The sequence below is a fragment of the Bacillus sp. T-10(2022) genome, from assembly GCF_056502895.1.
This window is the reverse complement of the sequence record NZ_CP113518.1, coordinates 1,139,999-1,160,085: the sequence shown is the minus strand read 5'-3', so window position 1 is coordinate 1,160,085 and position 20,087 is coordinate 1,139,999. Positions and strand designations below refer to the sequence as shown.

The following is a 20,087-nucleotide window of genomic DNA, read 5'->3' as shown; positions in this document are numbered from 1 at the left end:
TATTTTTTTCTGCGTACGGTTTGTACAATTCATATGGATCAGCTCCTTTTTTACATAGTATTCATTTACGACAAAATGTTTCCTTAATACAAAATATTTTGAATAGACTAAATACAAAAACTGCCCATTTTCCCGGCAGTTTCAATTTATTTAGGTGTAATCAAAATAAGAGCAGTCTACAAACCACCAAGTATGAATGATCATCATCTATTTTTTAAATAACCACTTCCAAAAGTGTTATTGCACGGAAAAACCGCCTCCCCCATTTCCATATACAAGACTGAAAAAATGCAGTTTGGGTCCATTAAAAATATCGTCCTTCTTGCAACAAGTCATCATTCGGATTATCGTTGTTTAAGAGATGCGAAGAAATTGAAAATACTGCATACTTTCTTCATACTTTTTCGCTAAACTGACTTTATTCCATAAGAGGGTGAATGCTCATGAAAATCTCCTTTAAGCTCGGACTATCTATATTTGTTTGCATTTTTTTGATGGAGACCGTTTCGATGATTTACTTGCATAATAAAGTGATCCATTCCCGTATCAATCAAGAATTGGAATCACTGAAGGCCCGTGGCAATAGTCATCGTGATGTGTTGGAAATCACGTATTCCGACTCTACCCTTCAGCATATCGGCCTGATGGAGTACCATACCGATACAGATGTCGTGATTACGAACACAAGAGGAGATATTCTGATATCTTCCGCAAAGGTAAATGGGGGAATGAAAAAAATCTTGGCAAAAAACATCCCGCAACTACCCCGAAATGGTCTGGTCATCCAATCAAGTTGGAAGGATGAAAGATATATAGCGACCGTTACGCCATTTATCAGTGATAAAGAAAAAAAAGGCTATGTTTATATGTTCAAAGATACTAGGGATGTTGAGGATTTGATTGCACAATTGAATAGGCATTTCCTTTTTGCGACTGCATTGCTCCTTTTCTTCATGCTTATCACCATTTATTTTCTATCAAAAGCTTTGACTAGACCTCTGATTTCGATGAAGGAAGCGACAACCAAACTCAGCAAAGGGAATTTTTCAGTGGCTGTGCCAGTACGATCTCATGATGAACTCGGGGAGCTTGCCCAATCCATTCAAAGCTTGGCTAATGAATTGAACTATTTAAAGAAGGAACGCAATGAATTTTTGGCAAGTATCTCTCATGAACTGCGCACGCCGCTAACTTATATCAAGGGATACTCTGATATTGCCCGCCGGAAAGACTTGAATGCTGCCGAACGAACACGATACTTAGAGATCATCCATGATGAATCCGAACGATTAAACAGATTATTGGACGAACTATTCAATATGGCTAGAATGGATGTAAATACATTCACCATATCAAAAGAAACCGTCCAGCTCTCTTCATTCCTGCAAAACATTCATGAAAAAGTGCTGCCGGCTTTTACAAATGAAAGAATTCAATTGAATCTGGTATGTAAGGATGATTTATTTATAGATATAGATCCCTCACGGTTTGAGCAAGTCATTCTTAACCTGCTCGATAATGCGCTGAAGTACTCGAACGAATATACAGTCACCACCATCAAAGCCACTGAATGCCTTGGCAGGATTTCCATCTCCATAATCGATCAAGGGGTTGGCATTCCCCCTGAAGATATCCCCCATATCTTTGATCGTTTATATCGTGTCGAGAAATCACGCGCCAGAGATACCGGTGGATTCGGATTGGGGCTCTCCATCGTCAAGCAATTAGTGGAGATACAAGGAGGAACCATTTCGGTTAAAAGCAAATTGGAGCAAGGAACGTGCTTCACTATCACATTTAAGGAGATAACAAATGAAGACAATAGTTCTGGTTGATGATGAACAGAGAATGCTTGATCTATTAGAGCTATACATTAAACCTCACGGATATACATGCATGAAGATGAAATCTGGACATGAAGCCTTACAGTTCCTAGCGCATAAACATGCGGACATAGTACTTCTTGATGTAATGATGCCTGAGATGGATGGGTGGGAAACTTGTGAAAGGATCCGTGCGTTTACCAACATTCCCATAATCATGCTCACCGCCCGGGATGCTGCACAAGAAATGGTGAAAGGGTTGAAAAAAGGCGCAGACGATTATATTACGAAACCATTTAATGAAGATGTTTTACTTGCCAGAATCGAAGCAGTGACGCGGCGAGTGCATAATCAGGATGATAATGTGATATTTAGAGGGCTAAAATTAAGGGAATCCGCTTATGAAGCACATTATGATACCAAAACAATCCCATTGACACCAAAAGAGTTCTCACTGTTGTGCTTGTTTTTAAAATCACCAGATCAAGTTTATTCCAGAGACCACCTGCTTTCGACCATATGGGGATTTAAAACGGATACGGAAGATCGGACAATCGATTCCCACATTCGAAATATTAGAGAGAAATTACGTCATGCCGGTTTTCCAGCAGATCAACACTTGAAAACGGTCTGGGGCATCGGATATAAATGGAGTTCTGTGGATTGATATGAATTTCATTTCTGAGGCATTACTATCCAGCGGCCCTTTTTCCATTGCTGTAAGTTTAGTATTCAATATATTGATTAGCGTGCTTGGTTTTGTTCCAAGCGTATTCATCACGGCAGCCAATATCACCGTATTTGGATTTGAAAAGGGATTGATCCTTTCGTACATGGGGGAAATTGCCGGTGCAGTGGTCAGCTTTTGGTTATATCGAAAGGGCTTTCAAACATTCCAACCCAAGTTCATGAAGAACCGGTGGGTCATGAAGCTGCAAAAGTCTCAAGGGTTTCATGCATTTTGGATGATCCTGATGCTTAGGCTCCTTCCTTTTATACCATCCGGCGTAATCAACCTTACAGCAGCATTAAGCAAGACGGGAATGATGATTTTCTTCCTCGCCACATCCATTGGAAAACTGCCTGCCCTCCTTGTCGAGGCGTATTCGGTGACACAAGTATTGAAGGCATCGGACGATGTAAGGATTGTTTTGGTACTGTTGATTCTGGTAATCGCAGTCGTTTATTACTTTAATAGAAATAAGAAAAAAGGAATGTAGTAAAAATCCTCCCTTTCAAGAATCAGTAACCCTTGGTCTCCAAGGGTTACTACCAGTTCCAGAAAGCGGATGAGGCATGACCCCATTATATCGGGAAAATATATTCGACGAGTTCTTTGATTTATATCACTGTGCCGGGAACGGCTTTGAAGCCTTTTCATTAAAATAGCAAAAGAAGGACACCACGATGGATGGATCGAAATGCTTTCCTTTTTGTTCGTTTATGAAAGATAATGCCCGCTCCACTGACCAGGAATCTTTATACGGCCTTCTGCTGGTCAATGCATCGAATACATCCACAATGGCAACGATTCTAGCTTCCAATGGGATGTCCTCACCTTTCAATCGATGTGGATATCCAGTTCCATCCCATTTTTCATGATGATGGAGGATGATGTTTTCAGCCACTTCCAGGCTGCTGATCACATCATTGTTTATTTCCCTTGAAATCTTATTCAAAATATCGGATCCCATTAACGGATGCATTTCGATGATTTTTCGTTCATAAGGAGATAACGGGCCAGGTTTGTATAATATCCCCTCAGGAATCTCCGCTTTCCCGATATCATGTAGAATACTTGAATGGACGATATGATTCATATAGCTTTTAGATATTTCCAGCTGGCATCTTCGATTATGAACGATAACTAGCTCCTCGGTTAGATTTTGAACTCTCAATAAATGCGCTTCAATGCCTGGATCACGGATTTCGCATGAAATGGCGAGTACCTTTAACAATTCCCTTTGAGTCTCTGCCCTTTTCTTTTCCGAAAGGTAGATCCCTTCTTTCAATTGTTCCAGTTCACGGAAAATCCCTACAAAATACCACTGATCCCCTAGATGAATATGGGTAATCGTAATCGAGGAATGCCAAATCTCACCCGATTTCTTTCGATTGGTGAAAACCCCTGACCAAGGATTCCCCTTCCTTAACTCATTTTTCAGGGATGTGTATGTACATAAAGGTGTTAACCCAGACTTCAAGAATCCAGCTTTGAACCCAATGATACTGTTCCTTGAATACCCTGTCGTCCTTTCATAATATGGATTAATATCAAGTATGCGATGATCTTGATCCGTAATGATGACGGCATCCCCCAACTTTAAATACCCTGCCAATTCGCATGGCAGCCTTGATTTCCCTTTCAAAATCTATACCTCCAATAACCTGCCGGATTTCCAATTCTGTCTCATAGTGTCACGGCTCTTTCCGTTCATGATTTGATAATTTCATTAGATAGGCTAAATGAACTATATTCGGATGATAAGGTATATAATACCATACAAGTTTTATATACAATAGTTACTAAGCATCGTTTTGTGATTAAGAGATTGATTACAAGTTTCTGACTGCCCACCAGGTATCAAGCCTTCGCATTCCCATTAAGAATTTTGCATGTTGAAGGGTAAATGGGTTCATTTCCGCGAATGTTACACTTATATAATGAGATGATGCCTATACTATCTTCCTGTTTTCTGGAAAAAAGAATGAATTTATTGTGTTTTAATGGGAAATTCCTTTATAATGCGCATTAGATGATTTTTTAGCATTGAATATGAGAGGAGACTGAAATATGAAGAAACTATTGTACCCAATCATCATTGGATTATTGGCAGTTGTTCTGACGGCTTGTGGTTCGAACGATGAAGCGGATAAGAAAAATGACGAGAAAGAGACTAAAACAACTGAGAAAGAAACGGCTAAAGCAACTGAGGAACAGCAAAAACAGATGGAAGAAATGCAAAAGAAACTAGACAAGCAAAAGGTGGATGAAAAGAAAACGGTAGCCATCGTCAATGACGAAAAAATTTCAGGTGCGGAATATAATACCGTGTTGTCCACCACACAAATGCAGATGCAGCAATTCGGACAAGACCCAACATCCAAGGAGGGCGCCAAACAAATTAAAGAGCAAACGCTCAACTCTTTAGTGGGGCAAACATTGCTGCTTCAAGCAGCTGATAAAAAGGGCTACACAGCTTCCAAGGCCGAAATTGAAGAGCAACTTGCCGAAATCAAAAAGCCATATGAGAATGAAGAGAAATTCAAGGAAGCGATGAAGCAAGCAGGTCTGAATTCGGAAATGCTTAATGCCCAGATTGCAGAGAACATCCCATATACGAAGTATGTTGAAAAAGAGATTAAAGTGGAAGAACCAACTGATGAAGAAATCCAAAAGTATTACGACCAGGTTGCGGAGCAAGCTAAAACAAGCGGACAGAAGGTACAGAAACTCGAAGAAATGAAGCCGCAAATCAAGGAACAACTAGAGCTGCAAAAGAAACAAGAAAAGCTTGTGAAGCATGTCGAAGAACTTCAGAAAAATGCTAAGGTCGATATTAAGATTTAATGATGAAAAGAGCTGCCGATTTTGGCAGCTCTTTCTTTATGGTCTTTGGTAAACCTACACACCCACGGCTTTTCAATTTCATTTATTCACCGGTTTTAGAGAAACGTGCAATTCTTTCACCTATTTCATCACGTACAAGTTGGAAGGTTGCCCATTTCTCTTCATCTGTTCCTACCGCTTTTGCCGGGTCATCAAAGCCCCAATGTTCACGTTTAACATGCGGTGGCGTCATTGGACATTTGTCAGCCGCATCACCACATAATGTAACGACAAAATCGGCATTATTCAATATGTCAGGGTCGATGATATCCGATGTTTGATTGGAGATGTCCAATCCAACTTCATTCATTGCTTTTACAGCTTTTGGATTTAACCCATGGGCCTCGATTCCTGCGCTAAGCACTTGCCATTCGTTACCTAAATATTTCTTCCCCCATGCCTCTGCCATTTGGCTTCTGCAAGAGTTCCCTGTACATAAGAAGTAAAGTGTTTTTTTAGCCATGCTGTTTCTCTCCTTTGTTTGTAAGTAAGTGTTTAATGAATGATTTGCAACCATATATATAAGCCGGCCAATGTGATGAACAATGTTGGGATGGTTAAGATGATTCCCGTTTTAAAATAAGTTCCCCATGAGATTTTCACGCCTTTTAATGAAAGGACATGCAGCCACAATAACGTAGCCAAAGAACCGATAGGAGTGATTTTCGGGCCCAAGTCCGAACCGATGACATTTGCATAAATAAGGGCCTCCCTGATTGCGCCTGTTGTATGGGTGTCGGAAATGGCAAGGGCATCAATCATGACGGTTGGCATGTTATTCATAAGTGATGACAGAATGGCTGCGATGAAGCCCATCCCAATCGTTGCCACAAATAATCCTTGATCGGCGGTAACTTGGATTAAATCCGTTAATACATTCGTCAAGCCAACATTTCTTAGGCTGTACACCACTACATACATCCCAATTGAGAAAAAGACGATTGCCCATGGTGCGCCTTTGATAACGGTTTTCGTGTTGACCGCTGGACTCCTTCTAGCCATCATGAGGAAGAAGATGGCGACAATGCCTGCAATGATGGATACAGGAACCCCAATGAATTCACTGGCAAAATAACCAACCAGCAATATTCCTAATACGATCCAGGACAGCCTAAACATCCTGTGGTCTTGGATGGCTTCCACTGGTTTTTTAAGCTGTGATACATCGTAATTTTTCGGTATGCTTTTACGGAAAAATAGATATAAAACCAAGATGCTTGCTACAAGTGCAAAGATGTCCGGTACGATCATTCTTGAGGCAAACTCGGCAAAACTGATATTGAAAAAGTCTGCGGATACAATATTTACAAGATTACTCACCACCAAAGGAAGTGAAGTGGTATCGGCAATGAACCCACTGGCGATGATAAAAGGGAAAATCATTTTATCACTAAATTTCAAGGCCCGAACCATTGCTAATACGATTGGTGTAAGGATAAGTGCCGCTCCGTCATTCGCAAAAAAAGCAGCCACAAGAGCACCGAGGATACTTACATAGACAAACATCCTTACTCCATTTCCCTTGGCGGCTCTCGCCATATGCAGTGCTGCCCATTCAAAAAATCCTATCTCGTCCAAAATAAGCGAGATGATGATGATCGCGATGAAGGCGAGTGTTGCGTTCCAGACTATCGATGTCACGTCCATGACATCAGTAAAGTCCACCACTCCAACAAGTAAGGCCAAAACCGCACCGCCACAAGCTGACCATCCGATTGACAATCCCTTCGGCTGCCAGATGACGAGAATGAGTGTTAATAAAAAGATGATAACTGCCAAAATAACTGATCCCACTGAAGTAGTACCTCCTAGTTAGTCACAACAAATCCGTTTTCCTTGTGCTGTTAAGTTTTCTAATTTAAAGTTTTGACTTGGCAAGTCCTTGATGACCGTCTGAATAAATGTGTAATGGGAAGAAGACGGATTTAACGAGTAAAAAACCCATTGTCCCCTCCTCGCTTCATTCACGAGCCCGCTATCTTTCAACTTTCGTAAATGCTGGCTGATAGCTGGCTGGCTCATCTCGAATAGGTCCACAAATTCACAGACACAGCATTCATGCTCAGCCATGATCTTAATCATGGTCAAACGGGTTTTATCACCTAGTAATTTAAGAATGTTTGCCGTGGTTTCCAAATCCAACGCTTCATTCATAGCTTTTCATCCCTCCTAGCACAAAGTAAATAAGTATATGCTTATGTGATTATTCAACAACATTGTATAAGCATATTCTTATTTAATCAAGCATTAAATATTCAACGATATAATTTTTAAATTTAGTCTGCTTAAATTCAAAAAGGGTGTTGTTGATTTTCTTGATGAACTAACTGGGCAGGTTATTAGAAAAAGGATTGAGGATATTACCCACTAAAAAGGTTGTAAAACATATGAAAAGATTAATCCTCATTCTTTTGTATTTGATAGTCTCTGCTGGTAATCTTGTTATACAAAAGTTGAGTAGTTAATAATATTAAGACAGGGGTGAATTCGGTGTAAGTTAGCCGACAAATTTCGTGAAAAACCGGGGGAATTAATGATTAGCGAAAAAGAAATGATTTTTGAAAATGAGCAGTATGTCACTATTATGGTAATAAATAAAAAGGGGGAAGGGCACGATCGCGGAGTGCCAAGACTTGATGTGCTGTTTCAATTACCCTTCAAGTTAAAGAAACTGGAAATGAATTAAATCTTCGAGCAAATATTTACTGGGATACATATTATCCAAAAACTCATCTTATCTTTACTGGTGGCAGCCTGGTTGACTTTATAGAGGAGCAAGATTTTAAATATGATAAATTCAAAGAATACTGGGATAAAGTTAAACGATTGGCAGCCAACGTGTTCACTGATGAGGAAATTCTTGAGTATCGTAAAATGATGAATATAGTAAAAGCGTAACTTTCAAACTCATCTGCTGGTAACTATTTTCGAACTGCACCCTTTTTTGATTAATCAAGTGATTTGTTATGCTAACAGTTGGGTTAGCTGAAGATCGGAGCTCTGTAAGGCAGCTTTTTCTTTATGCAACTAACCGGGCAGGTTAGTTGAAGAAGGAACTTAAATTTAAATCTCGAATAGCTAATGTAATCGGATAGCAAAAAATTTGATGACAGACAGGAGTTAGATACGATGTTAAAAGGTTTCGGAGGAATATTTTGGAGAACTAAGAATCTCGAAGTTGTAAAAAAATGGTACAGTGAAGTGTTGAAGATTGAAATAGAAAATTGGAATGGGACTGTGATAAAACCCCAATTAGGAAATGAGACTATCTTTTCTTTCTTTACCGAGAATGACAGTTATTTTCCAACAGAACAACAAGTGATGATAAATTTCCAAGTACATAATCTAAACGAGACTATTAAGCATCTTGAACATATTGGTGTACCTCTTGCAAAGAAAAAAGAGATTAGTGAATTTGGAAAGTTTATTTGGATTGAAGATCCTGAAGGTCGACTGGTCGAGCTTTGGGAGAAATAACGAGTTATTATTCATTTTCTATTGAGATAACGGGTGCGAGTTCCATATGCCAAAGAAGACACAATAAGTGGTCCGACTATCCGAAAATAATTTAATTGTGCATCTCGAAATAAAAAGGATCATATAAAAAGACCAGCCTGACTTCAGACTGGTCTTCTAGTTCATTCACAACAGGAATTAGGTTTTATTTCCAATCTCACTGGAACCGGACTGCCACAGCAAGAACTATCGTTTGTTTCAGTTGCAGGAATATCAGAATCGCAGGAACTAGATGTCAGATTCACACTGCAAACTCCTGTTTCAGGAAGTTGCAAGCGCACTTCTTTTGCCCCCTCGACATCCCCTGTCAGATAAGCCACCACGGAACGGATTTGTTCGTAGCCTGTTGCCAGTAAGAATGTAGGCGCTCTTCCATAACTCTTCATGCCAACAATATAGAAGTTCTTCTCAGGGTGCCGTAATTCCTGTTCACCATGCGGCCGCACAGTTCCGCAGCTATGGATATTGGGGTCAATAAGCGGAGCAAGCGCTTCTATGCTTTCCACAGCTGAATCAAGGTTTATCCTTATTTCATTTAAAAAGGATGTATCAGGTCTGAAACCCGTACTCACAACGATCTCATCGATCTCACCGATTGTGGTTTCTTCTCCGTCAAGTTCCCCCACAACAGTGATTTTACCGTTTGCTGGATACACGCCGTTAATATGAAAGGGAGTGAGGATATTGATTCGTCCAGACTCCACTAATTGCTGAATTCTTATGCCCAACTCTCCACGAGCTGCCAAGCCGTCGTTTTCTTGCCCGCCGTACACTTCATTGATCTGTTTTTTACGAAGAACCCAGTAGATCTTGGTATCCGTAAACTTTTGCTGTAATGACGCGAGATCCAATAGGGCATTTATTGCAGAATGACCGCTCCCGATCACCATGATCGATTTATTTTGATATCTATTTTCCAATTGGACGACGTTTGGAATGCCATAGTGAATTTGATTGAGTAATTTTCTCTCGGCATTCGTCCAGATACCATTGGAAAGGATCGGGTTTGGATTGGTCCAAGTACCTGATGAATCAATAACAGCCTTCGCTTCAACCACTTTTGTGTCACCATCCACTTCTACATACAGTTGAAAGGGAACGGTGACCCGTTTTCCGGTTTTCAATTTATCGTGAGCCTTTTTGGCAACACCGACTACTTTTGCTTGTAATAAGATGTTTTCATTAATTTCCGGAAGGTTACTTAGCGGCAGAAGGTATTCTTCTACCAGTTCGCGACCTGTTGGCAAAGCTTCTTGGTTGGGTGAAGTCCACCCAGACTTCTCAAGTAACTCCTTTGCTGTTTGATCGATGTTATACTGCCATGGGGAAAACATTCTGACATGGCCCCACTCCAGCATGCTGGAACCAACCGAATCTCCCGCTTCCAGTACGATAAACTTCTCCCCTTTTTTCAGTAAATGAGCGGCAGCGGCAAGCCCTACAGGACCCCCGCCTATAATTGCTACGGGTAAAGCACTTTTATCAAATTGAACCATCATTATTCCCTCCTATATTTCATTTAAAAAAGTTGTAATTTGCAAGTATTTCCGAAAAATCATACTACCCCCAAGGAGTAGTACAGCATACGGAAGACTTCAGCATTTTATCATTAAGCAATTTCAGGGAACGCACGACGGATTCCTTTTCAAACTCATTCATTGTCTTGAAGATTTCATTCAAATAATCATTCATTTGCTGATCGATTAATTGATTGACCTTCATTCCTTCATCGGTCAGAGAAAGAATAGAAATTCTCCGATCTTCAGCATCTTGTGTTTTTGTGACCAAATTCATTTTTATTAAGGATTGGATTTGTCGGCTGAAGGTCGTAATGTCCGTTCCCAGTGTTTCTGCAATTTGCTGGATGGAAGAGTTGTTTTGTCGGTTTATTTCATACAGGATATGGCTTTGAACGAGTGAAATTTCAATTCCACCTGCACTGCAGCAATTTTTATTCAATAATCCAAACCGCCTAGTCAAGAGTTGGAAGAGACCTCTAAGGTTTTCATTTTCCATTACTGTCACCTCACTTTATTTATACGCTAATTATTTGCAATTTACAACTATTTGATTCAACTATTTTTTCATTTATCCTTTTAGCTTATTAAAAGCTGCCATGAAATTTCGGTGAGTTTGCTCGCCATAATAACACGCTTCACCTTTAAAAAAGTTTGTTTCAATGAATTCTTTTGCCTTTTCCACCATAGGTTCACGAGAAGCTAAAACCAGCTTGAAATAAGCATCAAAATAACCAACAGACAATACGCTTGAATGGTTTACTGTCATAATCCTCCTACCCCCTAATTGTTTAAAGTAATTTCTCCATAGCCATCACATCGACAAATTCCCCGTCTAAAATTCCCTGGTTCTTAAACACTCCCACTTCGCGGTACCCCCGTTTTTTGTACAATCCTTGACCAATCTGGTTAAAGGGAAAAGTGAATAACACAATTTTATTGAAGTCATTTTCTTTTGCGAGCTTTTCGATTGATTGCAGCAATAAATCGCCAATCCCTTTCCCTCGATGATCTCTTGAGATATAAACGGATAAATCGGCAACCCCATTATAAGCACTACGATTGTTATATTGATTCAAGGAAGCCCATCCAACGATTTCCCCTTCTTGTTCAGCGACAATTACCTTATATCGACCGCTGTGTTTGGCGAACCACTCCTCCATGTAGGCTTGATCCTTCAGTTCCGTTTCTAACGTGGCAATTCTATCCTCAATCCCTTGATTGTAAATTTCTTTGACCGAACCCATGTCTGTGTCGATCGCTTCACGAATGATCATATCTTTCCCCTTTCGTTTGCCGCATGAATTTTTCAAGATTCTATAGTTGATTTATAACATTAATAGTTGCAAATTACAAGTATTATAGATTTTTATGCAAAGTAGCTCTTAACGAATATTAGAGCTTGAAACAAGAAAACTGCCGAGTGACCGGCAGTTTTTTTCAGCTTTATAAATATTTCCGGTGAATACCTTTTCCATCATAGGAAAACAGGACTTCTTTTCCTTCCATGACTGATTCCATATGCACGGGGCGGCCCCAGAGCTGATAGATATATGGCATGACTTTTTCGAGATATTTCAGATCCAGTTCAATATCTTCATACCAATGTTTTAAATAAAGTTCCCCATTGCGCATGAAGTCCCCATCATTTACTGTGATATAGGGGAAACCGCCGTTAACCCTCATACTGACGAGTTGATCACGAACATGTTCCCATGATTTATCGACGATTTTATAATCCTTGCCCTGCTTTTGGAATAAGTACATATCCTCCCGCATGACCAGATCTTTCGTCAAATAATTGCGGAGAAAGGAAATATCCGATTCGATTTCCCTGACTTCGAACATCTTTTCGCGGCCAGATCCAGGCTTGACGCCCAGCCTGAGCATTTCTTCGGTTGGATTATCATAGCGTTCTTCAATATCTTCAAGCACTTTCAAGCCGAGATAATAAGGATTGATGCTGGTCCGTGATGGCTGAACGACGCCTGCGTTCAGTTTCGCGAATTCAATGGCTTCCCCTGAGGATAGATCCAATTCACGGATTATGCGCTGATGCCAGTAGGATGCCCAGCCTTCGTTCATGATTTTCGTTTCCAGCTGCGGCCAGAAATACAGCATCTCTTCCCTGATCATCGTCATGATATCCCGTTGCCAATCGGTTAAATCCCTGCTGTACTGTTCTATGAAAAGCATAATATCCTTTTCAGGCCTTGGCGGGAATTTTTTTCTTTTTTTAATGTTGGATTTCTTTGGTTTATCCTTATTATCAAGGTTCCATAAATCATCGTATTGTGTGGCTGTCGGTTTTATTTCCTCTTCTTCTTCCTCATCCTCCATCGTCCAGGCAAGCTTTGGCCTCATCAGCGACGGATCGATATGTTCTTCAATGGCTAAAAGTGCATCAAGGAAGGTTTCCACTTCCTTTTTGCCATGCAGGATTTCATATTCACGGATTCTTTCTGCCGTTGCCGACATACTTTCTACCATATCCCTCTTAGTATTATTGAAACGTATATTATTCTTAAAGAAATCACAATGCGCCAAAACGTGGGCAACAATCAATTTATTTTGTACAAGTGAATTGGAGTCCAGCAGAAAAGCGTAACAAGGATCAGAGTTAATGACCAGTTCATAGATCTTACTTAATCCAAAGTCGTACTGCAGCTTCATTTTATGAAATTGCTTCCCAAAGCTCCAATGAGAAAAACGGGTAGGCATCCCATAGGCACCAAATGTATAAATGATTTCTGAAGGGCAAATTTCATAACGCATCGGGTAAAAATCCAACCCGAACCCTGTTGCTATTTCGGTAATTTCACTAATGGCATATTCCAGAGCCTTTTGCTCCGCTTCATTCATCCGATATCCCCCTTGTCTTCCGCCTTTAAACTAATGTATGAAAAAAAGGAGGAAAAATGCCGTGATCATGAGAAAGGTCCTCGATAACAGAAAAAAAACACCTCCACGAAGAAGATGTCTGGCCAAAGGTTTCGTGCAGTTCTGCACTCAATCCCTTGAAATTAAAATTTCGCTAATTCCGTATTCACAGCCTCTTTTTTCGTTTTGGAACGGAGCCAGGAAATGATGAGCGCTGCAATGATGACAAAACCTAAGTATCCTGTGACTGGATATACCGTCCCAACCAATTTAATAAAGCCAACGAAACTTGCAAGAAAAGCAAGTATCCCGACCATAATCACGGATATTTTAAAGCGTTTCGTTTCGGCAGGCACCAGCCTGGCGGTGAATGCATACAGCATCCCGACAGCGGTATTATAAATCATTCCTAAAAGGATGATTGATAGGATATATCCCAACCATGGAGAAATCTGATTCGCTAAATGAAGGGTAGGCATTCCTGAACCTTCTATGCCCTTCAAGTCGGACATCATCCCCAAATTGATCAAGAATAGCAGGATCCCCAAACCGATACCTCCTAGAATTCCTCCCATACCAGCCTCTTTCTTATTCTTGAAGGTCCCTCCCATTACGGCTAGCATGGCAATTCCGGCAGTCATATTATATGAAACATAAAGTAATGAACCCATCATCCAATTCCCGGTTGCAGCCGTTCCTTTACTTGAAGATGAAATGAGTTGATTGAAACTTAGTTCGGATGTGAAAAATGAATAACCTGAAATAATGATCATGATAACGAATAAAAACGGTGTGATGGCACTAATGATGGACATTATTTTATTTACATTAAGTAAAAGCGTACCAATCGTGAGCACCGTCATGACGATTGCACCGACTATACTTGGAATCCCGAATTGTTCCTCAAAAATCGTTCCGGAACCGGCAATCATGATGACTGTAACGCCAAACAAGAAAAATGTAATGATAATATCGACCACCCTGCCTATATAGCGGCCACAAATATGATCGATGATGCTTTTATGGGAGCGTGTTTGGAGAGTGCTCCCCAACTGGGTAACTTGCATGCCTAAAAACGCGAATAAAGCTGTCGCCACCACAATTCCCAATACACTGTAGATTCCAAAACTCGTGAAGAACTGTAATACTTCTTGTCCTGAAGCGAAACCTGCTCCAATGATGATTCCAATATATGCTCCTGCAAGATTTATACTGTTTTTCATATCAAATACCACCCTAATTATATGATTATTCTGACAATTTAAGTTAAAAGAAATATCTTCCCTTTCATCATGATCCTGTTCTTTAATAGCCTCCCAGCTTCAAGTTAACGGGCTGATGTCCATAAAGCTGGGAGTTTCTTTTATTCCAATTCTTATTTATTTGTATATCTTTTACTATAGGAAGTGAATTCATCGATCGCAGCATAATCGACTTCATAGCCAATGCCTGCCGCCTTTGGAACGGTTATGACCCCATCTTCCACTGTAACCTCTGGTTGGATGATGTCTTTATGCCAATAATTCGCGGATGCTGCCGTATCACCAGGCATCGTGAAGTTATCAAGTGTTGTCAATGCGATATTATGGGCACGCCCGACACCAGATTCCAACATGCCTCCGCACCAAACCGGTACATTCCTTTCTTTACATAATTCATGTATTTTCATTGCTTCCGTTAAACCGCCAACCCTGCCGATCTTAATATTAATGATTTTACAGCTCCCCAATTCAAGGGCTTTTCTTGCATCTTCGACGGAATGTATACTTTCATCCAAGCAAATCGGTGTTTTGATTTCCGCTTGTAATGTAGCATGATCGACAATATCATCTGATGACAAGGGCTGCTCGATCATCATTAAATCAAATTGATCAAGTTGTTTCAGTAATTCGATGTCTTTCAGCCGGTAGGCGGAGTTTGCATCTGCCATGATCGGGACATCAGGATATCGATTACGTACTTCCCTGATTACATCTACATCCCAACCTGGTTGTATTTTCATTTTGATTCTTTTATACCCATCCTTCAATCCAGCTTCTATTTTCGCCAGTAATTCAGGTACCGTTTTTTGGATGCCGATACTGATTCCAACATCGATTTTTTCCAGTTTTCCGCCTAAAGCCATACTTAATGTAATATTCTTTTCTTTCGCATATAAATCCCAGATGGCTCCCTCGATTGCCGATTTTGCCATATTATTTTTACGAATATGCGAGAACATTTCCGATACATCACGAGGATGCTCTATTTCTTTATCCAATACAAGCGGAATCAGGAAATCCTCCAGCATCGTCCAATTGGTTTTTATGGTTTCTTCGTTATACCAAGGTGCTGAAAACGCCACAGATTCAGCCCAGCCCGAAAGCCCTTCTCCATTTTTCACTTCCACAAGAATGAACTCCTTATCCACAAACGTTCCAAAGCTTGTTGTAAAGGGAGCTACCAAATCCATATTTAAATGACGTAAACGCACTTCTGTTATTTTCATCGCGATTCCCCTCTTATTCTGGTATTTTTAATAAATAGTTTTGAATGTTTTCACCTTTTTCCCGTTCGATCCCCGCTGCAACATAGCCTTTGGCAAAAAAGGCTTTGAATAATTCACCGGTTTTTAACCGCCAATCAATCGCAAGGCGAAGATCAGCTTTTTTGATGTGTTGAATATCTGTCGGAATGGGTATGGCGATCACCTCGGCATTGGTTTCGAAATGATAATCCTTGATGTAAGGAAAGCCTTGGTCATTCATTGCTGTCGTTACGATGTGTATCGCTTTATCAGGAAGCGGAGTCTCTTCCTTTGCTTCCTGCCGTATATTCCATTCCACCATGAAACGATCGGTTGACAGTCCTTCATTGAGGGTATCCTTCATATTTCCATAACAATCTTCCATATATGTAGAGCAAACAGCTTTTAGCTTACCGATATTCAAGTTTGCATTCACACTTTCCAATGGATCATACGTCCATGTGATCAAGTCGTAGCCTTTTTTAAGTGCTTCTTCTTTTTGTGCAAGTTTAAGTAATCTGCCGTAGCCCTTCTTTTGATGGTCCGGATGGATGGCTAGCATATGTGAACAAAGATATACCCTTCCGTCCTTGAATCCCGGGAAACTGTATTGAAACCCTACTAACTGGCCATTGATATAGCCGCCTAAAACAAGCCCGCCGTTTTTGACTGCAGTAATCGTCTGATGGATGGGAACGCAATCCATGCCCCATACGACGGCTTCCAGTCGCTGCACTTCTTGTAAATCCTCTAGTGTGGATAGGGATTTAATGATTAATTCTTCAGTCATGTAAGTGGCCCCCATCTCCATATTTCTCGAAAGTCAGTATGATGGCTTTGGCCAGGATTTCAATTCCCGATAACAATGCATCTTTGTTGAACGTCATGTTCGGATGATGGAGCCCTGGTGCCAAATCACAGCCCAATCCAAGCATCGTCGCCTTGAGTTCAGGTCTTTTCAACGTATAAAAATGAAAATCCTCTCCTCCGGTTGTAATGACAGGGGCTACCAGATTTTCTTCCCCGAGTGTATCGGCTATCGCTTCAGACATTATTTCCTGGGCTTGATCGTTCACGGTTGCAGCAGCAACACAGGTTCCCGGTTCGAGTTTCACTTCGACTCCATGGACAATGGCCAAAGATTCTGCAACCTTTTCCACCTTTTTGGTGAGCTCTTCCATCACTGCATTATCCTGTGCCCGTAAATCCAATGAAAAAGTGGCTCTCCCCGGGATGATATTGGAACTTTCGCCGCCAGCAAAAAACTGCGTCATTTTTACGGAATAAGGGATGGATGGATTGAGATGGATACCATTTAGCAAAGTGATGAAAGCCGCTCCTATCTCGATGGCATTTTGCCCTTGATGCGGTCTGGCTCCATGCGCATCAGTTCCCGCTATTTCACCTTTAATGAACTGAGCGGCTCCATGCATAATGGCTGGCGCCGCTTGCCCATCCTTCACTTCCTCAACCGGTCTTAAGTGCACTCCATAAAGGTAATCGACATCATCCAATACTTTTTCTTCAATCATCTTTAAGGCGCCCGTACCTTTTTCTTCAGCAGGTTGAAAAATGAACTTCAGCTTCCCCCTAGGACGAAAGTCCATTTCCCTCAATACCAGGAATACTCCAAGTGCCAAGGTCATATGACCATCGTGTCCACAGGAATGATTGGCTTGAAACGTCCCATGCACCTCCTGCCAAAGTGCATCGATATCCGATCGTAACCCGACCGTGAAATCCCCATCCCCGATTTCCCCAATCACTCCTGTACAGTCCCCGAATGTTTTCACCGTACACTGATTCTCCGTTAAAATATTTGAAATGAAAGCTGTCGTATTCACTTCATTCCAACTCGTTTCAGGATTTGCGTGTAAATGGTCAAAAATATCGAGTATTCGCGGCCTTAATTTTTCGATAGAATTTGTGATATCCATTTCTGTCTCCCCCTTGTATCCCGGTTTAATCGGCTTGTTCCCCAAACTGGTGGAAGTTTTACCTCAAAAGAAATAATCGTCTTGATTGAACGCATCATATATCGCTTTTCTTTCTTTGAAACCCTGTTCGTCCTTAATCGATACTCCAGCTACTAAACTATTCAATAATGAGAATAAAACCGGTGCTGTATCGATCGTGGAAGTCCTTGGTGTTGAAATGGGCAATAAAATGTCAGTGTATTCAGCAATCGGAGCCAGTTCGGAATCCGTAACCCCAATTACAAATGCACCCGCTTTTTTGGCCATTTCCGTTATTTTCACAGTCTCTTTAACATAGCGGTGAAATGAAATGGCTACAAAAACGGAATTTTCAGTCATTTTATTCAACAGTAAAAATATATCATCAGTATCAGGCCGATATAAATGAATCTCTTCCCTGACAAGCCTAAGTGTAAAGGTTAACCAATGTGCTGCCGAAAATGATAAACGGTGTCCGGATATCAAAACATTGTCAGCTGCCGCCAATTTATCGACTGTTGTGGCGAAATCTTCATTTGATAAATTTTTCATTGTCTTTTCGATGCTGGTGATATCCTGCCCCATCACTTGAGCCATGAAGTTTGGCTGACTCGCGGCTTCAAGTTTTGAAGAATGATATTCATTCAAACTGCTGCTCTCGTATATCAACTGATTACGAATAAGCTTTTGAAGCTCAGCATATCCACTTAACCCTAATGAATAGCAAAAGCGGATGATGGTCGTTTCACTCACCCCAATATCCTTTCCGAGCTTTTGAGCTGAAGTGACTGCAAATGTATGTGAATGCACTAACAAGTATTTTGCTACCTTTTTTTGACCAGTAGATAAACCAGGGAATACTTCTTTAACTTTTTGCTGTAAATCCATAAAACATCCCCTCTGAAACAAGATATGAATCCATAACTTTTTATATGACAATATGAAGTTTTAACTTCAACAATAATAGAGAGTATTTTATCACGGGACGTTTAATAAAACAATAATATTCTGAATTTTTAATAAAAAAGAAGGAAATGCTTCAAGAACAGAAAAAACCACGGAGATGGACTCCGTGGTTTTGGCGGCAAAATGGGGTTAATAGTGAGGTGAAGGTCGAAAAAAAGTCGTGAACGGCCGAATACAGTGCGGGGTAGGTCGAATACTGTGCCTCAACGGTCGAATACTGTGTGGTTTAGGTCGATAAACTGCGTTAACGGCCCAAGACAGTCGGCGGAAAGGGAGCGGATTTCTGAAATCAACTGAACTTTTCAAATAAAAAACTGCAGGCAAACTGAGTTTTCATCGAGTTTGCCTACAGCCTGAAACCCCGGAGATGGACTTCGTGGTTTTCCTTCCTTTATTTTTTATGACGCTTTGCATAGCCACATCGTTTGCATAATTCTTCAACTGCACATCTTCTTGAAAAACCATCATACATATTTTTCGCCCGTTCACCATTTAAAATGTCTTCAAGTGATGTTTCGAATATATTTCCCAGCGGTATTTTGCCTTCACTATCCAAGCAACAAGGTACGACTGTACCATCCACCAAGATGCCTAATTGATCTCTAAGAGCATAGCAGAAAATATTTTCATCGATAATGTCACGGTCCAATTCCGGCCACTCGAATTTTTCCGCCATGTTTATATAAACCCGGTCCCTCAACTTTATATTATTCTTTTGCTGAAGAGCTTCACTTAAGCGAATGTCCAATGAAAGCTTCTCCTCCAGCATGCTCAGAATATCGTCGTTCAGGCCATTACTCGCTTTTAATTCATCCGTATCCATATTCCATAAACGAATGGCACAAATCACTTCGCTTTTTTCATTTGCTTCATTTATGAAATCGGCAATATTACTGACATAAGAGTCAAGACTATTGCTCGTATCGTTTGCCTCAAAGCTATGAAGTGAAATATTCACCTGCCGAAGGGCTTTTTTGGAGAGCAGCTTGTCTTTGACCTTTTGAATCAAAGTACCGTTCGTTGTAATATTAACCTTCAGGTCATTTTCAGCACTGATATCCAGGAATGTACCCAAATTTTTATTTAAAAACGGTTCACCCATCAGATGAAAATAAATATGATCGGTGTGTGGTTTGATTTTCTTGATAACCTCCGTAAACCCTTCAGGATCCATGAATTTCAGGGTCCTTTGCAAGCTGGAGCTTGGACAAAAATTACACTTCAAATTACATATATTCGTAATTTCCACATAAACTTTCTTAAACTTTCTCATTTTCTAATACCCCTACATTCAAGCTTATTGTTTCAATCTGA

At 40.5% G+C, this 20,087-nt stretch carries 21 protein-coding genes; 6 read left to right on the top strand and 15 right to left on the bottom strand.

What is annotated here, in order from left to right:
* Window positions 1-443: 443 nt before the first annotated feature.
* The 3 genes from OSJ91_RS05600 to OSJ91_RS05590 are packed head-to-tail and all read left to right on the top strand — an operon-like array spanning window position 444 to window position 3,043.
* The gene (locus OSJ91_RS05600; protein ID WP_485891182.1) at window positions 444-1,835 is read left to right on the top strand and encodes a HAMP domain-containing sensor histidine kinase; all 1,392 of its coding nucleotides are present in this window, start codon (window positions 444-446) and stop codon (window positions 1,833-1,835) included.
* Entirely contained in the window at window positions 1,813-2,490 is a 678-nt protein-coding gene (locus OSJ91_RS05595; RefSeq protein ID WP_485891181.1) for a response regulator transcription factor, read from the top strand. The genes OSJ91_RS05600 and OSJ91_RS05595 overlap by 23 nt, the downstream gene beginning before the upstream one ends.
* A gap of 1 nt (window position 2,491) precedes the next feature.
* The gene (locus tag OSJ91_RS05590) at window positions 2,492-3,043 is read left to right on the top strand and encodes a TVP38/TMEM64 family protein (protein ID WP_485891180.1); all 552 of its coding nucleotides are present in this window, start codon (window positions 2,492-2,494) and stop codon (window positions 3,041-3,043) included.
* Window positions 3,044-3,169: 126 nt separating this feature from the next.
* Here OSJ91_RS05590 and OSJ91_RS05585 read toward each other — a convergent pair whose 3' ends face one another.
* Window positions 3,170-4,192 carry an HD domain-containing phosphohydrolase gene (locus OSJ91_RS05585; protein WP_485891179.1) on the bottom strand — a complete coding sequence of 341 codons (1,023 nt, stop codon included), beginning with the start codon at window positions 4,190-4,192 and terminating at the stop codon, window positions 3,170-3,172.
* 425 nt (window positions 4,193-4,617) lie between these two features.
* Here OSJ91_RS05585 and OSJ91_RS05580 point away from each other — a divergent pair, with 425 nt between their 5' ends.
* The gene (locus tag OSJ91_RS05580) at window positions 4,618-5,394 is read left to right on the top strand and encodes a SurA N-terminal domain-containing protein (RefSeq protein ID WP_485891178.1); all 777 of its coding nucleotides are present in this window, start codon (window positions 4,618-4,620) and stop codon (window positions 5,392-5,394) included.
* A gap of 82 nt (window positions 5,395-5,476) precedes the next feature.
* On the opposite strand, the gene arsC is transcribed toward OSJ91_RS05580, so the two are convergent.
* The 3 genes from arsC to OSJ91_RS05565 are packed head-to-tail and all read right to left on the bottom strand — an operon-like array spanning window position 5,477 to window position 7,587.
* Window positions 5,477-5,896, bottom strand: a complete 420-nt coding sequence (gene arsC / locus OSJ91_RS05575) for an arsenate reductase (thioredoxin) (RefSeq protein WP_485891177.1) — start codon at window positions 5,894-5,896, stop codon at window positions 5,477-5,479.
* 32 nt (window positions 5,897-5,928) lie between these two features.
* On the bottom strand, window positions 5,929-7,227 hold the full coding sequence (locus tag OSJ91_RS05570; RefSeq protein WP_350301559.1) for an arsenic transporter: 1,299 nt from the start codon (window positions 7,225-7,227) through the stop codon (window positions 5,929-5,931).
* A gap of 18 nt (window positions 7,228-7,245) precedes the next feature.
* Entirely contained in the window at window positions 7,246-7,587 is a 342-nt protein-coding gene (locus OSJ91_RS05565) for an ArsR/SmtB family transcription factor (RefSeq protein WP_350301558.1), read from the bottom strand.
* 379 nt (window positions 7,588-7,966) lie between these two features.
* Between OSJ91_RS05565 and OSJ91_RS05560 the strand changes: the two genes are divergently transcribed.
* Together OSJ91_RS05560 and OSJ91_RS05555 are read left to right on the top strand one after the other, a co-directional pair.
* Window positions 7,967-8,119 (top strand): hypothetical protein, encoded by a 153-nt coding sequence (locus tag OSJ91_RS05560; protein WP_350301557.1) that lies wholly within the window; start codon window positions 7,967-7,969, stop codon window positions 8,117-8,119.
* Between the two features lie 443 nt (window positions 8,120-8,562).
* Window positions 8,563-8,910, top strand: a complete 348-nt coding sequence (locus OSJ91_RS05555; RefSeq protein ID WP_485891176.1) for a VOC family protein — start codon at window positions 8,563-8,565, stop codon at window positions 8,908-8,910.
* A 161-nt stretch (window positions 8,911-9,071) separates the two neighbouring features.
* Here the strand turns inward: OSJ91_RS05555 and OSJ91_RS05550 are convergent, their stop codons facing one another.
* From OSJ91_RS05550 to OSJ91_RS05500, 11 genes are all read right to left on the bottom strand, one after another.
* Complete coding sequence (locus OSJ91_RS05550) at window positions 9,072-10,448, bottom strand: FAD-dependent oxidoreductase (protein WP_485891175.1); 1,377 nt, start codon at window positions 10,446-10,448, stop codon at window positions 9,072-9,074.
* Between the two features lie 61 nt (window positions 10,449-10,509).
* Window positions 10,510-10,965 (bottom strand): MarR family winged helix-turn-helix transcriptional regulator, encoded by a 456-nt coding sequence (locus OSJ91_RS05545; RefSeq protein WP_350301554.1) that lies wholly within the window; start codon window positions 10,963-10,965, stop codon window positions 10,510-10,512.
* 72 nt (window positions 10,966-11,037) lie between these two features.
* Window positions 11,038-11,235: a hypothetical protein gene (locus OSJ91_RS05540; RefSeq protein ID WP_137018068.1), complete on the bottom strand. Its 198-nt coding sequence runs from the start codon at window positions 11,233-11,235 to the stop codon at window positions 11,038-11,040.
* Between the two features lie 22 nt (window positions 11,236-11,257).
* Entirely contained in the window at window positions 11,258-11,743 is a 486-nt protein-coding gene (locus OSJ91_RS05535; protein ID WP_350301553.1) for an arsinothricin resistance N-acetyltransferase ArsN1 family A, read from the bottom strand.
* A 169-nt stretch (window positions 11,744-11,912) separates the two neighbouring features.
* A complete protein-coding gene (locus OSJ91_RS05530; RefSeq protein WP_350301552.1) occupies window positions 11,913-13,328 on the bottom strand; it encodes a SpoVR family protein in 1,416 nt (471 codons plus the stop codon).
* A gap of 161 nt (window positions 13,329-13,489) precedes the next feature.
* Entirely contained in the window at window positions 13,490-14,569 is a 1,080-nt protein-coding gene (locus OSJ91_RS05525; RefSeq protein WP_485891174.1) for a YkvI family membrane protein, read from the bottom strand.
* Window positions 14,570-14,721: 152 nt separating this feature from the next.
* Complete coding sequence (gene menC, locus OSJ91_RS05520) at window positions 14,722-15,834, bottom strand: o-succinylbenzoate synthase (RefSeq protein ID WP_485891173.1); 1,113 nt, start codon at window positions 15,832-15,834, stop codon at window positions 14,722-14,724.
* A gap of 13 nt (window positions 15,835-15,847) precedes the next feature.
* The gene (locus tag OSJ91_RS05515; RefSeq protein ID WP_350301549.1) at window positions 15,848-16,642 is read right to left on the bottom strand and encodes a GNAT family N-acetyltransferase; all 795 of its coding nucleotides are present in this window, start codon (window positions 16,640-16,642) and stop codon (window positions 15,848-15,850) included.
* Entirely contained in the window at window positions 16,635-17,789 is a 1,155-nt protein-coding gene (locus tag OSJ91_RS05510) for a M20 peptidase aminoacylase family protein (protein WP_485891172.1), read from the bottom strand. The genes OSJ91_RS05515 and OSJ91_RS05510 overlap by 8 nt, the downstream gene beginning before the upstream one ends.
* A 63-nt stretch (window positions 17,790-17,852) precedes the next feature.
* A complete protein-coding gene (locus tag OSJ91_RS05505; protein ID WP_485891171.1) occupies window positions 17,853-18,695 on the bottom strand; it encodes a MurR/RpiR family transcriptional regulator in 843 nt (280 codons plus the stop codon).
* Window positions 18,696-19,164: 469 nt separating this feature from the next.
* Window positions 19,165-20,046, bottom strand: coding sequence for a radical SAM/SPASM domain-containing protein (locus OSJ91_RS05500; protein ID WP_214743366.1), 882 nt, complete (start codon window positions 20,044-20,046; stop codon window positions 19,165-19,167).
* Between the last annotated feature and the right edge of the window lie 41 nt (window positions 20,047-20,087).